The organism is Halostella salina, assembly GCF_003675855.1.
Lineage (GTDB): Archaea > Halobacteriota > Halobacteria > Halobacteriales > Natronoarchaeaceae > Halostella > Halostella salina.
Window position 1 is genome coordinate 115,421 of sequence record NZ_RCIH01000008.1, and the last position, 13,579, is coordinate 128,999.

Below are 13,579 nucleotides of genomic sequence, written 5' to 3' on the forward strand. Positions count from 1 at the left end.
CGACCCGTGGCTCGTCACTCCGCGTCGGTGAGCGGGATCGACATATCGTCGAACCGCATGAATGCGGTCTGGTACCCGCGGTGTCTGGCGGTCTGTGGCGGTGCACCGACCTCCAGCAGCAGGTCCGTTCCCATCGAGAGGTCCGGGACCGGCGTGCCGTAGTGGTACCCCAGTTCGTGATGGATCGCGCTCGGAACGGTGTCCTGGAAGAGCTGCCGGGACCCGTCGGAAACCGTCGCCCGGAGCCCCATGAACGGGAGCGGGTAGCGATTGTAGGGAGTTCGGGGGGAGATAGCGAGATACGGAGCCGAACTGTCGACCCCGTTCGGAGCCGTCTCCAGCACCTGAACCGCGAAGGTCGCGTCCGCGCTCTCCGCGACGCCGACGTGGCGGCCGGGGAGATCCGCCGGGGCCGGTAACGCCCCGGTGGGGCGTGCCCCCATCTCCATGGGTTCGAGTGCCCCGGGGTCGCCGGAGTTCTCCATGAACCGTTCCCGAATGTTCTGCATGATGTCGTACCGGAACGGCAGGTCGAACGACACGTCGACCGATTCGGTGAACCGGTCGTGATACGCGCCGATCTGGCGCGCCGACACGGGGTCCATCGTGAGCCGGGCCGTGTACTCGCCTTCCGCCGGAAACGTGACGTTGTCGCCGAAGTGCGGGCCCATCTGCTGTGACAGCATCGGCCACAGCGACTTCTCCGTGACCAGGTCGCCGCTCCCGGCCGCCCTGACCTCGACGGTCGGGCTCCCGAGCGGGACGACGTGCCCGTACTCCGGGTCCCAGACGCTCGCCATGAGATGCATCCCTCGTCCCGATTCGATCGACACGTAACTCGACTCCTGCCCGGTCAGGACCCAGAAGTCGTGGAGCAGCGTGTACGACATCGACACCGCGTACGGCCCGACCGTCGTCATCCCGGCCATCCGCATCCCGTCGCGGTGGGACGGGATGTACACTATCGCGTCGTCGCCGTCCACCGCCGTCTCAGGCATGTCGTCCGACGGCGGCTCCGCCGTTTCGGTTTGCGGCCGGGTCGTCGCCGTGTCCGTGCCGGTGTCGGTTGTCCGTTCCGTCGGGGCGTCGGCCTCGCCGTCCGTCGAACAGCCGGCGAGCCCAGTCCCGACCGCGACGCCGCTCGCGGCGATGAACCTTCGGCGTGTGGTTTCCTTGTCGGGCGTCATTCGTGAGTTCGGCTACCCTCATCTAGCTCTGCTGAACATAAACCATTGGCGGTGCGAACGGTCCGCTAAGCGCAGTCTACGTCCGGATTACCGGGGTGGATCCATGATAGCATCCCGATCCCGCCGCGATCCCCCGATGCGGACTCACTGTGGGCGGGGGAACGACCGATCCGAGCGGGGTGGAACCAGGAAGTTCCCGCGGCGGACGGTCGTGATGTACTGCAGGATCCCGTTGTTGTTCTTCGTGCCCACGCCGCCGACGTTCGCCACGTCCGTGCCGTTCATGGCCTCCCGCGTTCGCACGAAGTCCGCGATGCGCTCCTGCAGGCTGAGAAAGTGGACTCCGGTCCGCCCGTCGTCGACCGTTGCGAAGTCGCGGCGCAGGATGCGGGGGTTGCCGTCTTCGTCCCGTGCGCGTGCGGTTTTCTGCGTGTGTCCGACGACTCCCTCCTCGAACGCGTCGTCCTCGACGGTGTCGGCGACGCCGGTCTCGGTGACGAGCGACGAGTCGCCGAGGTTCTCCCCGACACCCTCGACGAGGTCCTCCCTGGCGTGCTCGGCGGAGAACATCTTTGCGACGCGCTGCCAGCGGGAGTCCTGATTGTACCACTGGTCGAGCTCCGTGCGGATCAGCGAGAGCTGTTGGGTCGTACCCCCGGCGAACGGCCCCTCGGTGATCGTGACGCTGTCCTCCGTCGCCTGATTGCCCGCGAACCCGGACTTGAACCCCATGAACAGCGGGGCGTCCTCGGGGACCGCCCCCTCGGGTACGCCGTCCGCGTCGTCGTGTTCCGCCGGGAGCCCGGCCCCGATGAACCCGGTTCGCCGGTCGACGCGCTCCACCACTCCCGCGAGCGATTCGCTCACCGCTTTGCCGTTGGCCGTGTCGGTTTCGCCAAACAGCGCCCGTTCGGCCTCCACCACCGCCGAGGCTCGGTCACTCGCCAGATGGACGAGCAGGTCCGGGGTGTCGAGGGCCGGGTCCTCGAAGGGGGCGAGTGCCGTCGGCGGCGGCAGGTCGACGGCGTCGGGCAGCGACGCGTCGTACCGGTCGAAGTACGCGGGCGAGTAGCCGACGGTGAACAGCAGGCCGTCCGCGGACCACTCGTACGCGGCCTCCAGTTCGCGGAAGGCGTCCGCCGCCCCCGAGCGGTCGTCGTCGCCGACCGGTCCCTCCCCGGTGTAGTCCGCCAGCAGGAGGACGTGGTGGCGCGGCGTTCGGGGATTGCCGTACTCGTCGGTCCGGAGGACGGCGTTCCAGGCATGCTGTCGGTCCGGTAACTCACCGTCAGTCGACGGACTCGTGGTCCGCTCACCGGTCGTTCCGCCCTCGGATCCGCTCTCGAGTTCGAGACACGCCGAGAGTCCCGCCGACCCGCCGACGGCCACGGCGACCCGAAGCGCCTCCCGTCGCGTGAGTTCACCGCGTTCGGTTGTCATCGGTCGTCTACTAGTTGGTCTTCAGATAGATAAGTTCACGGCCGCCCCCGCTATGATTTTAATCCTAACTCGAAATCCCCGGTATTATTATATGTTGGCGAAATATCCGGCGATATTGCCTGTATTTTTTAACTTCGTATGGTATGATTTGTTGGTAAGAATTTATTAGTTCGCTTTTCATTTGTGGGGCTATGCCAGACCGAGGCACAAGCAACGACAGTTCGGGGAGCGACAAGAGCGGGGACCGCGCGGAGGGGGGGATCGACCGTCGTCGGTTTATTGCGACGACTGCGGCCGTCGGCGTCGCCGGGGTTGCCGGCTGCAGCGAATCGTCCGACGGCGGCGACACGACGGAGCCGTCAGACGACGAAACCGAAGAGCCGACCGAGGAGGAGACCACGGAGGCGGAAACCACCGAGGAGCCGGAACCGGCCGCTTCGGGCGAGGTAACGTTCGTTCACGACACGCACGTCCACGGCAGTTACGGGGACCTGGAGGGGAACGTCAACGTCGCCACGTACTTCCAGCTGATGAACCAGGTGGCCGACGAGCACGAGCACTCGATCAAGCTCGGTAGCGGCGATGACCTGGCGTCGTCCGTGCTCTCCGCGCAGTTCGACGGCAAGCACATCACCGACGCGTTCAACGCGGGCGGCCTGGAGTTCGATACGTTCGGCAACCACGACTTCGACATGGGACCGGCGGTGACGCGCGACCGCATCTCCGACAGCGAGTTCCAGTGGGTGAGCGCGAACGTTCGCGACACCGAATCCGGCGACGTGTTCGGCGCGGAGCAGGGCGCGAGCAGGTACGAACTCGTGGAGGTCGGCGACCTCACCGTGGGACTCACGGGGATCATCAACGTCGCCGCCCCGACGATCACCTCGATGGGAGAGAACACGGAGGTCCCGGGGCTCGCGGATCCGGTCAGCGAGACGGTTAGCGACATGCAGGACGACGGGGCCGACCTCGTCGTCGTCATGTCCCACGTCGCAGCGCAGGCGGCCACGGAGCTAGCCGAGCAGGTCGACGGCATCGACGCCATCGTCGGCGACCACGCGGCGACGTTCTCCGAGGAGCCACAGGTCGTCAACGACACGGTACTCTCCTTCGTCGGCGACGAGTACGAGTACATCGGCGAACTCACGCTCACCGTCGAAGAGGGGGAGCGGTCGGACCACAGCCTGACGGTCCACGAAACCGCGGCCGCCGTGGAGGAGGACGGACTCGAACCGCACCCCGAGGTCCTCGAAGTCGCACAGGGGTACGAGGAGGACCTCAGTGCCCAGCTGGACACCGTGATCGGGGAGACGACGGTCCCGCTCGACGCGCGGGAGAGCGTCGTCCGCGAGGAGGAGTCCAACCTGGGGAACTACATCACCGACGCGCTCCGTGCCCAGGGCGGGACTGACGTGGCCATCCAGAACGGCGGTGGCATCCGCACCGACACGCTGTATCCGGAGGGCGACGTGACGAAGCGACTCGTCTACAGCCTGCTTCCGTTCGGGAACAACCTCGTGACCGTCGAGGTGTCCGGCGAGACGTTGACCGAGACGATGGAACACAGCGCCAGTCAGAACGATGACGGTGGGTTCCTTCAGGTGAGCGGGATGTCCTACACTGTTGACCCGGACGCATCGCAGGGCGACAGACTGACCGAGCTGACGGTCGGTGGCGAGGAAGTCGACCCCGAGGCGACGTACACCATGGCGACGAACAACTTCACCGCGACGGGCGGGGACGGCTACACGATGCTGCAGGACGCGCCCAGGATCATCGACGCGAACGAGGGCCAGCTACTGTCCGTCATCGTCGCGAACGCCGTCGAGGCCGACGGCACCATCTCCCCCGAGGTCGAAGGACGCATCTCGATCGAGTAACCACGCCGGGCGATCAGGGCCACGGCAACCACCGTTTTCCCGATTTTTCGACGGTAACGCACGGCGCAACGGGGTTCCCCTGACCATATCTTTATCGTGTCACAGTGGGACCAATGACCCGTATGACCGCAGAGTACGATCCGGGGATGATAGAGGTCGAGATCGAGGACGCGCTCCCGACGCCCCTGTTTCTCGCCCCGAACGAACGCGAAGTGCAGTACGAACGCCGCCAGTGCCGTGACGAGGGCAAGGACATCTCGGGGATGGAGGAGCGGTTCGACGAACTACTCGACGCCGAGTCGGTGAGTCAGGCGGAGCTTCACGACCTGCTCGACGACACCCGCGACCTGCCGATCCGGACCGACTACGAGTACGAGGAGCCGTCGGACCTCGCGGGGATCCGGGACGCCCGCCCCGAGGGGCCGCGACGGCTCGGCGACGGGTTCGACGACCTCGACGACCCGTACGACGTGATCTACGGCGGCTGGCTCGGTGCGGTCGCCGGCTGTTTCCTCGGCAAGCCCGTGCAGGGCTGGTCGCGCGACAAGATCCACAAGTATCTGAAAGCGAGCGACCAGTACCCGCTCAGCGGCTACATGCGCTCGGACGAGTCGCTGGCCGAGGAGTACGACATCTACAACACGGTCGAGTCCTCGGAGGCGTCGGAGAGCCTGTTCGTCAACGACGTGCCGCACATGCCCGTCGACGACGACATCGACTACGTCGCGGTCGGACTCGGCATCCTGAACGAGCACGGCTTCGACTTCGAGCCGGTCGACGTGGCGAACTACTGGCTCCAGAACCTGCCGGCGTTCAACACGTACACGGCCGAGCGGATCGCCTACCGGAACTTCATGAACCTCGTGACGCCGCCGGAGTCGGCGTCGCTCCGGAACCCCTACCGCGAGCACGTCGGCGCGCTGATCCGCGCCGACATGTGGGCCTACGTCGCGCTGGGCGACCCCGAACAGGCGGCCGAATACGCGTGGCGGGACGCCTCGGTCAGCCACGTCAAGAACGGCATCTACGGCGAGATGTTCGCGGCCGCGATGATGGCCGCCGCGCCGTTCGAGTCCGACCCCCGCCGGCTGCTGGAGGTCGGCCTCTCGGAGGTGCCCGAGCACTGCCGCCTCGCCGACGCCGTTACGGAGGTCATCGAGTGGTACGAGGACGGACTCGACTACGAGGCGGCCGTCGAGCGGATCCACGACCGCTGGGACGAGAGCAACCAGTTCGACTGGGTCCACACGATCAGCAACGCCGAGGTGCTCGCCGTCGGCCTCCTGTGGGGCGAGGGCGACTTCGGCGACTCGCTCTCCCTGGCGGTTATGGCTGGGTTCGACACCGACTCGCACGGGGCGACCCTCGGGTCGGTCCTCGGCCTGTTCCACGGCGCGGAGGCGCTGCCCGAGGACTGGGTCGAGCCGCTGAACGACACCGTCGAGACGTCGCTCGTCTCCTACCAGCGTCAGCGGATCTCGGACCTGGCCGAGGAGACCCTCGAACTCGCGCGCGAGGCGAGCGAGTAGCGACCGACCGCGGTTCGGTTCACCCCTCGATCAGGCCGTCGATGGCGTCCTCGAACGTCGCGCGGAACCGCTCCGTGTCGGCCGCGACGGCGACTTCGCCGTTCGGCTCGTTCTCCGTCACCCGCCGCTCGTCACAGACGACCGCACCTTCACAGAGGCCGTCCGTCGTCTCCACGTCGAGGTAGTACGACTCGAAAGTGAGCACCTCGGGGTCGATGAGGTGCGCGACGACGGCGGCGTCGTGGATCGCCGGGTCCATCCCGCCGCCGAACTGCTTGATCTCGTCGGGGTAGTCGAGCCACGGACCGACGATGTCGTACGGTTCGTCGAGCCCGGAGTAGTCCTCGATGGTGTCCAGCGAGACGGTCGCGTCGTGGGTGGCGTCCAGCCCGACCATGTACGGTTCCCCGGACTGGATCACCCGGCTCGCGGCGACGGGGTCGTTGTGGAAGTTCGCCTCCGCCATCGGCGTCTTGTTCCCGGCGACCGTCGCCGCGCCGCCCATCAGGTAAATGCCGTCGACCAGCTCGGGCAGGGCCGGCTCCAGCTGGAGCGCCATCGCGAGGTTCGTCATCGGGCCGACGGCGCAGATGGTGATGTCCTCGCCGTACTCGCGGGCCTGCTGGACGATGAACTCCGCGCCGTGGGCGTCTATCGCCTCCGTCGTCGGCTCCGAGAGGTCGCCGCGGATGCCGTTCTCGCCGTGGATCCACTCCGCCGTGTCGAACGTGCCCTCCATCGGCTCGGCCGCGCCGCGGGCGACCGGCACGTCGGTCCGGTCGAACCGCTCCAGGATCGCCAGCGCGTTCCGCGTGGTGTTGTCGACGGTGGAGTTCCCCCCGACGGTGCTCATGCCGGCGACCTCGATGTCGGGGTGGCCCAGCGCCATCGCGATCATCACGGCGTCGTCGCTACCCGGGTCTACGTCAAGGTGTACTCGTGTCGCCATGTACCCACCGTGGCGGGGCAGGGGTAATAATTTACTGCCCGTTCGGCCCTGTCAGTCCAGAAACGACCGCACGTCCTCGAGGGTCGGCGACTCGGCGTGTGCCCCCGTCACGGTGCAGTTGAGCGCGGCGAGGGCGCTCGCGAAGCGCCCGACTTCGTCCAGCGGCAGGTCGTCGAGGACCCACGCGTGGATCAGGCCGGCCGTGAAGGCGTCGCCCGCTCCGGTCGTGTCCGTGACTGCCACGTCGAACGCGGGGACGTGGCGGACCGACTCCTCGTCGAACAGGTAGACGCCATCGGCCCCGCAGGTGACCGCGCCGGCGGTGAAGCCCCGCGCGACGAGGGCGGCACAGCAGTCCTCCGGCCCGTCGTCGGTTTGCAGGTACGACCGGACCGAGGTCAGGTTGCCGACGAACCGTGCGATATCGGGAGCGAGGTCGTCGAGCGCCGCCCGCGTCAGACCGCGGTCGGTCAGGTCGGTGAACTCGCCGGCGAGGTCGTACACCAGCGGCGTGTCCAGCGCGGCGAGCGTCTCGACCGCGTCGAGCGGCGCGTACGCCGAGGTGAACGCCGCGTCGGCGGCCGCGACGGTCGCCACGTCCGCGTCGGTGAGCGAGAGTTCGAGCGCCGACTCCCCGCCGCCGATGATCGCCCGGTTCCCCTCCGGGTCCGTGAGCACGAGGCAGTACGAGGTCCGCACGCCGGGGACCCGGTGGACCGTCACGTGGTCGATGGGCGACCCGTCGAGCCTGTCGAGCACGTCGTCGCCGTCGTCGTCGTCGGCGACGCAGGAGACCAGCCCCGTCTCGTGACCGAGCCGGGCGAGTATCGTCGCCACGTTCGTCTCGACGCCGCCGAGCCGACGCTCGTACTCCCGGACGAACGCGCCCTCGTCGGGGCCGGGGAGGTTCGTCAGGTGGTAGGTGTGGTCGATGAGCGTGTTGCCGACCGCGACGACTCGGGGGTCGCTCACGGTCACTCCGCCGCGTTCCGCGCGGCCTCGGCGAACGCCCGCACCTTCTCGGGGTCCTTCCGCGCCTCGCTCGCGGAGGTGTGGGTGTACGAGTCGACGCCGGCCGGCCGGACCGCCCGCACGGCGTCGGCGACGTTGTCGGGGGACAGTCCCCCGGCGAGGATCGTCGGCGTCCCCGTGGCCTCGACGACCCGCCGGCTCACCGACCAGTCGTGGGTCTCGCCGGACGCGCCGATCCCCTCGACGGCGTCGGTCGCCGTGTCGAGGAGGAACCAGTCGCAGACGGGGTCGAGCCGCTCGGCGACGCCGACCGTCTCCTCGCCGACCACGTCGAGCGCCCGCATCACGTCCGTCGACGCCGGGAGCGCCTCGCGTATCTCGCGGACCTGGTCGACGGTCAGGGCGTCCACGTCGGGACAGAGATGGAGGATGTCCGGGTCGACGTCCTCGGCGTACGTGAGGATGGGGTCGACCTCGGTCTCGACCGTGAGCGCGACCGTGGCCATTCCGTCGGGCGTCGCCTCGAACAGCGTCCGGGCCTGCTCGTTGGATATCGAGGCCGGGAGGTCCTGACCCCCCGCGGCGACGCCGACGTGGTCCACGCCCGCGTCCGCACACGCCTGCACGTCGTCGACCGTCGTCAGCGAGTAGATCTGAACTATCACGACAGCCGATTTCGAGGCGACTACAATAAGGGTCACGGGCGGGTCAGGATCGACGGCTGATCCGATTCCGTCGCGATTTCGCATCATACTCAAGGTTTTTATGCTGCTATGCAAACGTACACCATGAATGACGTTCACACTGACCGAGGACCGGCTAGTCGAGACGATGCGGACCCAGGCGACGATCGGCGGGACCGAAAACGGCGGCCTCCACCGGCTCGCCCTCTCTGACGAGGACCGCGAGGTCCGCGACTGGTTCATGGCGCAGATGGAGGCGGCCGGGCTGGAGACGCGCGTCGACGAGTTCGGCAACATGTTCGGACGGCGGGCGGGCGCGGACCCGGACGCCGACCCCGTACTCGTCGGATCGCACCTCGACTCGCAGCCGTACGGCGGCATCTACGACGGCGCGCTCGGCGTCGTCGCCGCGCTCGAACTGGTGCGCGAACTGAACGACCGGGATATCACGACCGAGCGCCCGGTCGAAATCGTCAACTGGACCAACGAGGAGGGGTCCCGCTTCCAGCCGGCGATGCAGGGCAGCGGCGTCTGGGCCGGTGCCCACGACATCGAGGCGGAGTACGCGAAGACCGACGTCGACGGCACGGCGCTCGGGGACGAACTGGAGCGGATCGGCTACAGGGGCGACGTTCCCGCCGAACCGCGGGAGGCGTACGACGCCTACCTCGAACTCCACGTCGAGCAGGGGCCGTATCTGGAGGAGTGGGGCAGCGACGTCGGAGTCGTCACCGGCATCGTCGGGTTCGTCTGGGGCGCGACCACGTTCCACGGCGAGGCCGACCACTCCGGGCCGACGCCGATGCACTACCGCGAGGACGCGCTCGTCGCGGCGGCCGACGTTATCGGGGGGGTCCGGCGCATCCCCGGGACGCTCGGCGAGCGCACCGTCGGGACTGTCGGCTACATGGACGTGTCGCCGAACTCCATCAACGTCATCCCGGACGAGGTGACGTTCACCTGGGGCTTTCGCGACCCGGACCCGTCGGTGCTGGACGAGGCGAAGGCGCGGGTGCTCCACGAGTGCGAGGCCGCGGCCGAGCGCGAGGGCGTCGACTGGGAGTGGGAGGACCGGATGCGCGTGGACCCGGTCCACTTCGCCGACCGCTGTGTCGACGCCGTCGAGGACACGGCGACCGGCCTGGGGTACGACGCGAGCCGCATCTTCAGCGGGGCCGGCCACGACGCCACGCACGCCAACGCCGTCTGCGACACGGCGATGGTGTTCGCCGTGAGCGAGGACGGCAAGAGCCACAACGAGGACGAGTACACGAGCTGGGCGGACTGTTACAGGGCGGCCAACACGGTCGCGGGGGCGGCGCTGGAACTGGCGGGACGGGCCGACTGAATCGCTCTCCTCCGACCGAATTCAGGGCGACCAGTCCGGGATCTCCCGTTCGAGGAACTCGCCGTGCCCGCGGTCGGCGACTATCTCGCCGTCGTCGGCGACCAGGGTCCCGCGGACGAACGTCTTCGTGACCCGTCCGGTCACCTCGCGGCCCTCGTAGATCGAGAAGTCGGCCTTCGACTCGTTGTCCTCGGCGGCGACGGTGTACGTCTCGTCCGGATCGAACAGGACCACGTCCGCGTCGGTACCGGGGTCTAACGTCCCCTTCCGCGGCATCCCGAAGACCTTCGCGGGGTTGGTACACATCGCGCGGACGAGGAACGGGTACGAGAGGCCGCGCTCGTTGACGGCCTCGTCGTGGAACACCGGCAGGCTCGTCTGGAGCGCGTTCGCCCCGAACGTGCTGTCCCACCAGTCGTCGACCGCCTTGCTCTCCAGCTTGTAGCCGCAGTGGTCGGTCGACACCACGTCGAGCGTCCCGTCGCGGAGGTGCTCGAACATCGCCTCCACGTCGTCCGGCTTCCGGATCGGCGGGGCGATCATCGGCTGGTTCCCCAGCACCTCGTAGACGGAGTCGTCGAGGGTCGTGTAATGCGTGCACGTCTCCGCGCGGACCATGCTCCCGTCGTCGCGGTAGCGGTCGACGACTTCCGCCGACTTCCGGCAGGACGTGTGGATCCCGTAGTACTTCGTCCCCGTCGCCTCGGCCATCCGAAGTGCGTCGTCCGCGGCCATCGCCTCGGCGTAGTCCGGCCGGGACTGCGGGTAGTACGTGGCGTCGCCCTTGCCCGCCGCCTGAAAGCGCTCCGTCAGGTCGTCGCAGACCGACCCGTCCTCGGTGTGGAGCACCGCGACGGCGTCGAGGTCGGCCAGCCGCTCGAACACGCGGTGCATGAACCCGTTGGAGAGGCCGATCTCGTATGCGGTGAACATCTTGATCGACGGAACGCCAGCCTCCACGACGGCCTGCAGGTCGTCGAGCACGGCCGGGTCCTCGCGCGTGACTGCGCCGTGCAGGCCGAAGTCGATCAGTGCCCCCTCGCCCCGTGCCTTCGCCTCCTCGACGGCCTCGGGGAGGGTGGTATCGCCCTCGAACACGCCCATCTCGCCGCCCCACGCCTGGAAGGCGAACCCCACCATGGTGGTCGTCCCGCCGACGGCGGCGGCCCGCGACGCCGACTCGTACGTGTCCAGGGAGAACGGGTCCGCGACGTGGACGTGGGGGTCCACGACCCCGGGAAGCACCAGTTGACCGCTCGCGTCGACCGTTTCGCGGGCCTCCGGGAGGCGCTCGCGGTCGCCGACCCCGACGATCTCCTCGCCGTCGATGGCGAGGGCAGCGTCGATCGTTCCGTCCGCGGTCACCAGCGTCCCGCCGTGTACGACGATGTCGATTGCCATGGGTATTCATCTCATCGTAGTCAAATAAACAATTCGGTGGCCGAACTGTCGAACAACGTTCGAAGAAGCACTGTATTTATGAACGAATGCGACAGGGAACTCAGGCGCGGCTGCGGGGCCGGCCGAACGGCGCACCGGCGTGTCGCGCTACCCGTCCTCGCCGAGCACCGCGGCGCGGGCCTCATCGGTGAGGTCCGCGGCGACCGTCCGGTCGTTGTCGAACTCCTGCATCACGAACTTCGACGACGTCTCGTTGATGCCGTCGATGGCGACGATCCGGTCGATCAGGTCGTTCAGCTGGTCCCGCGACTGGACGCGGCTGATGGCGACGAAGTCCACGTCGCCCATCGTGTAGTACACCTGCTCGACGCCGTCCAGTTCGTTCAGTCGCTCGCCGATCGCTTCGGAGTAGCCCCGCTCGTGTGTCACCGACACGTCGGTGATCGCGACCATCTCCAGCCCGAGCGCCAGCGGGTCCACGTCGGCGGTGATCCCCGTGATCACGTCCGCCTCCTTCAGCTTGTTCAGCCGGTAGTGGATCGTCGACTTCGAGATGTCCAGATCCTCGGCCAGCGTCTCCAGGCTCACGTCGAAGTCCCGCTCGACGCGTTCGAGGATGGCGAGATCCGTCTCGTCGAACTCCGGCGCGGTCAGGTGAGATTCGTTCATACCGACCCAAACGACCTCCTCGGGGTTAATCCTGTCATCTGCGTGCCCGGATCCGCCGGGTGCTCCGACGCGTGGACCGCCGGGTCACTCCGGCGTCTCCATTGCCGCGTCGGACACTTCCAGCCCGGCGTCCAGCGCCGCCATCGCCTCGTCTATCTCCGCCTCCGTGATCGTCAGCGGCGGGGCGACGATCAGCGTGTTGATCATGTTCGCCACGTAGGTGCCGTGGTCGGCCGCCCGCGCGGCCACCTCGTCGACCACGGTGTTCCCCTCACCGATCTTGTCCTCGCGCTCGCCGAACGGGACCCGTTTCTCCGGGTGTTTCGTCAGTTCGATCCCGCGGAACAGCCCGACGCCGCGGGTGTCGCCGACGCTCGGATGGCGCTCCCCCAGTTCCTCGATGCGCTCGCCGAGGTACTCGCCCACCTCGGCGGCCCGCTCAATGAGGTTCTCCTCGCGGTAGGTCTCGACGGCGGCCAGCCCCGCCGCGACCGCGACGGGATGGCCCGAGTACGTGTGCCCGTGACAGAACATGTTCTCCTCGAAGTGGTCGGCGATCTCGTCGGTGACGACCGTCGCGCCGAGGGGCTGGTACGCGCCGGTCAGCCCCTTCGCCATCGTCATGATGTCCGGTTCGACGCCGAACACGTCGGTGCCGAACCACTCGCCCGTGCGGCCGAACCCGGACATCACCTCGTCACAGACCAGCAACGCGCCGTGGTCGTGTGCCACCTCCTTCAGGCGCGGCAGGTACTCGTCGGGCGGGACGAGGATGCCGTTGGACCCGACGATGGGTTCGACGAGCACCGCCGCGACGGTGTCGCCCTCCAGTTCGAGCATCTCGTCGATGTAGTCGACGCTCTCCATCGGGTCCATGCTCGACCCGTACGCGTACGGGTCCGGAGCCTTGATCGTGCCGGGAATGCCCGGCTCGGCCGGGAGGCGGCGCGGGTCGCCCGTGACGCTGATCGAGCCGTAGGTCGCCCCGTGGTAGGAGCGATAGCGGGAGACGATCTTTCGCTTTCCCGTGTAGAACCGCGCGATCTTGATCGCCGCCTCGACCGCCTCCGTGCCGCTGGTCGAGAAGAACGTCTTCGAGAGGTCGCCGGGCGTGACCTCGGCGAGGGCTTCGCCCAGTTTCGCCCGCGCCTCCGTCGTGTACCCCGGGGCGACGTACGGCGTCTCCCTGACCTGCTCCGCGACGGCGTCGGCGACCCCTTCGGCCTCGTGGCCCAGGTTCGAGCACATCAGCTGGCTTGAGAGGTCGATGTACTCGTCCCCGTCCGCCGTCGTGAACCGCACGCCCTCCGTCGACACGACCTCGGTGGGGTCGACCTCCTTCTGGTAGGACCACGTCCCGAACACGTGCTCCCTGTCCGTCCGTTCGACCTCGTTCGGCCCGGTATCTGCCGGTGAGTCACGTTCTGCCATTCGTGGTTGCGCTTCGCACCCCGCTATGATTAATCTTTGGCTATAACGCGTTTCTGTTGGATCTTATCCTAATATAGATTCTAACTTCTG

The 13,579-nt window shown here is 67.8% G+C and carries 11 protein-coding genes; 3 read left to right on the forward strand and 8 right to left on the reverse strand.

Going from position 1 to position 13,579, the window contains the following annotated elements; all coding sequences use genetic code 11:
* Positions 1–14: 14 nt before the first annotated feature.
* Positions 15–1,187, reverse strand: coding sequence for an iron transporter (locus tag D8896_RS15670; protein ID WP_240452050.1), 1,173 nt, complete (start codon positions 1,185–1,187; stop codon positions 15–17).
* 144 nt (positions 1,188–1,331) lie between these two features.
* Complete coding sequence (locus D8896_RS15675; protein ID WP_121823058.1) at positions 1,332–2,627, reverse strand: DUF7405 family protein; 1,296 nt, start codon at positions 2,625–2,627, stop codon at positions 1,332–1,334.
* Between the two features lie 191 nt (positions 2,628–2,818).
* Here D8896_RS15675 and D8896_RS15680 point away from each other — a divergent pair, with 191 nt between their 5' ends.
* On the forward strand, positions 2,819–4,507 hold the full coding sequence (locus D8896_RS15680; protein ID WP_121823059.1) for a bifunctional metallophosphatase/5'-nucleotidase: 1,689 nt from the start codon (positions 2,819–2,821) through the stop codon (positions 4,505–4,507).
* Between the two features lie 122 nt (positions 4,508–4,629).
* Positions 4,630–6,036: an ADP-ribosylglycohydrolase family protein gene (locus D8896_RS15685; protein WP_162991599.1), complete on the forward strand. Its 1,407-nt coding sequence runs from the start codon at positions 4,630–4,632 to the stop codon at positions 6,034–6,036.
* 19 nt (positions 6,037–6,055) lie between these two features.
* Here D8896_RS15685 and D8896_RS15690 read toward each other — a convergent pair whose 3' ends face one another.
* From D8896_RS15690 to D8896_RS15700, 3 genes are read right to left on the reverse strand one after another with little or no spacing between them, the layout of a single operon-like run.
* Positions 6,056–6,985 carry a nucleoside hydrolase gene (locus D8896_RS15690; RefSeq protein WP_121823061.1) on the reverse strand — a complete coding sequence of 310 codons (930 nt, stop codon included), beginning with the start codon at positions 6,983–6,985 and terminating at the stop codon, positions 6,056–6,058.
* 51 nt (positions 6,986–7,036) lie between these two features.
* Positions 7,037–7,957: a carbohydrate kinase family protein gene (locus D8896_RS15695; RefSeq protein WP_121823183.1), complete on the reverse strand. Its 921-nt coding sequence runs from the start codon at positions 7,955–7,957 to the stop codon at positions 7,037–7,039.
* A gap of 2 nt (positions 7,958–7,959) precedes the next feature.
* Positions 7,960–8,622 (reverse strand): phosphoribosylanthranilate isomerase, encoded by a 663-nt coding sequence (locus tag D8896_RS15700; RefSeq protein ID WP_162991600.1) that lies wholly within the window; start codon positions 8,620–8,622, stop codon positions 7,960–7,962.
* Positions 8,623–8,749: 127 nt separating this feature from the next.
* Between D8896_RS15700 and D8896_RS15705 the strand changes: the two genes are divergently transcribed.
* Positions 8,750–9,988, forward strand: coding sequence for a Zn-dependent hydrolase (locus tag D8896_RS15705; protein ID WP_121823063.1), 1,239 nt, complete (start codon positions 8,750–8,752; stop codon positions 9,986–9,988).
* Between the two features lie 21 nt (positions 9,989–10,009).
* Here D8896_RS15705 and D8896_RS15710 read toward each other — a convergent pair whose 3' ends face one another.
* The 3 genes from D8896_RS15710 to D8896_RS15720 form a co-directional block, all read right to left on the reverse strand.
* Positions 10,010–11,389: a dihydroorotase gene (locus D8896_RS15710; RefSeq protein WP_121823064.1), complete on the reverse strand. Its 1,380-nt coding sequence runs from the start codon at positions 11,387–11,389 to the stop codon at positions 10,010–10,012.
* 147 nt (positions 11,390–11,536) lie between these two features.
* Entirely contained in the window at positions 11,537–12,058 is a 522-nt protein-coding gene (locus D8896_RS15715) for an Lrp/AsnC family transcriptional regulator (protein ID WP_121823065.1), read from the reverse strand.
* Positions 12,059–12,142: 84 nt separating this feature from the next.
* Positions 12,143–13,489: an aminotransferase family protein gene (locus D8896_RS15720; protein ID WP_121823066.1), complete on the reverse strand. Its 1,347-nt coding sequence runs from the start codon at positions 13,487–13,489 to the stop codon at positions 12,143–12,145.
* Between the last annotated feature and the right edge of the window lie 90 nt (positions 13,490–13,579).

Bases quoted from the DNA above. Each gene is read 5' to 3' on its own strand.
- D8896_RS15670 (WP_240452050.1), bottom strand. From the start codon at position 1,187: ATGACGCCCGACAAGGAAACCACACGCCGAAGGTTCATCGCCGCGAGC.
- D8896_RS15675 (WP_121823058.1), bottom strand. From the start codon at position 2,627: ATGACAACCGAACGCGGTGAACTCACGCGACGGGAGGCGCTTCGGGTC.
- D8896_RS15680 (WP_121823059.1), top strand. From the start codon at position 2,819: ATGCCAGACCGAGGCACAAGCAACGACAGTTCGGGGAGCGACAAGAGC.
- D8896_RS15685 (WP_162991599.1), top strand. From the start codon at position 4,630: ATGACCGCAGAGTACGATCCGGGGATGATAGAGGTCGAGATCGAGGAC.
- D8896_RS15690 (WP_121823061.1), bottom strand. From the start codon at position 6,985: ATGGCGACACGAGTACACCTTGACGTAGACCCGGGTAGCGACGACGCC.
- D8896_RS15705 (WP_121823063.1), top strand. From the start codon at position 8,750: ATGACGTTCACACTGACCGAGGACCGGCTAGTCGAGACGATGCGGACC.
- D8896_RS15710 (WP_121823064.1), bottom strand. From the start codon at position 11,389: ATGGCAATCGACATCGTCGTACACGGCGGGACGCTGGTGACCGCGGAC.
- D8896_RS15715 (WP_121823065.1), bottom strand. From the start codon at position 12,058: ATGAACGAATCTCACCTGACCGCGCCGGAGTTCGACGAGACGGATCTC.
- D8896_RS15720 (WP_121823066.1), bottom strand. From the start codon at position 13,489: ATGGCAGAACGTGACTCACCGGCAGATACCGGGCCGAACGAGGTCGAA.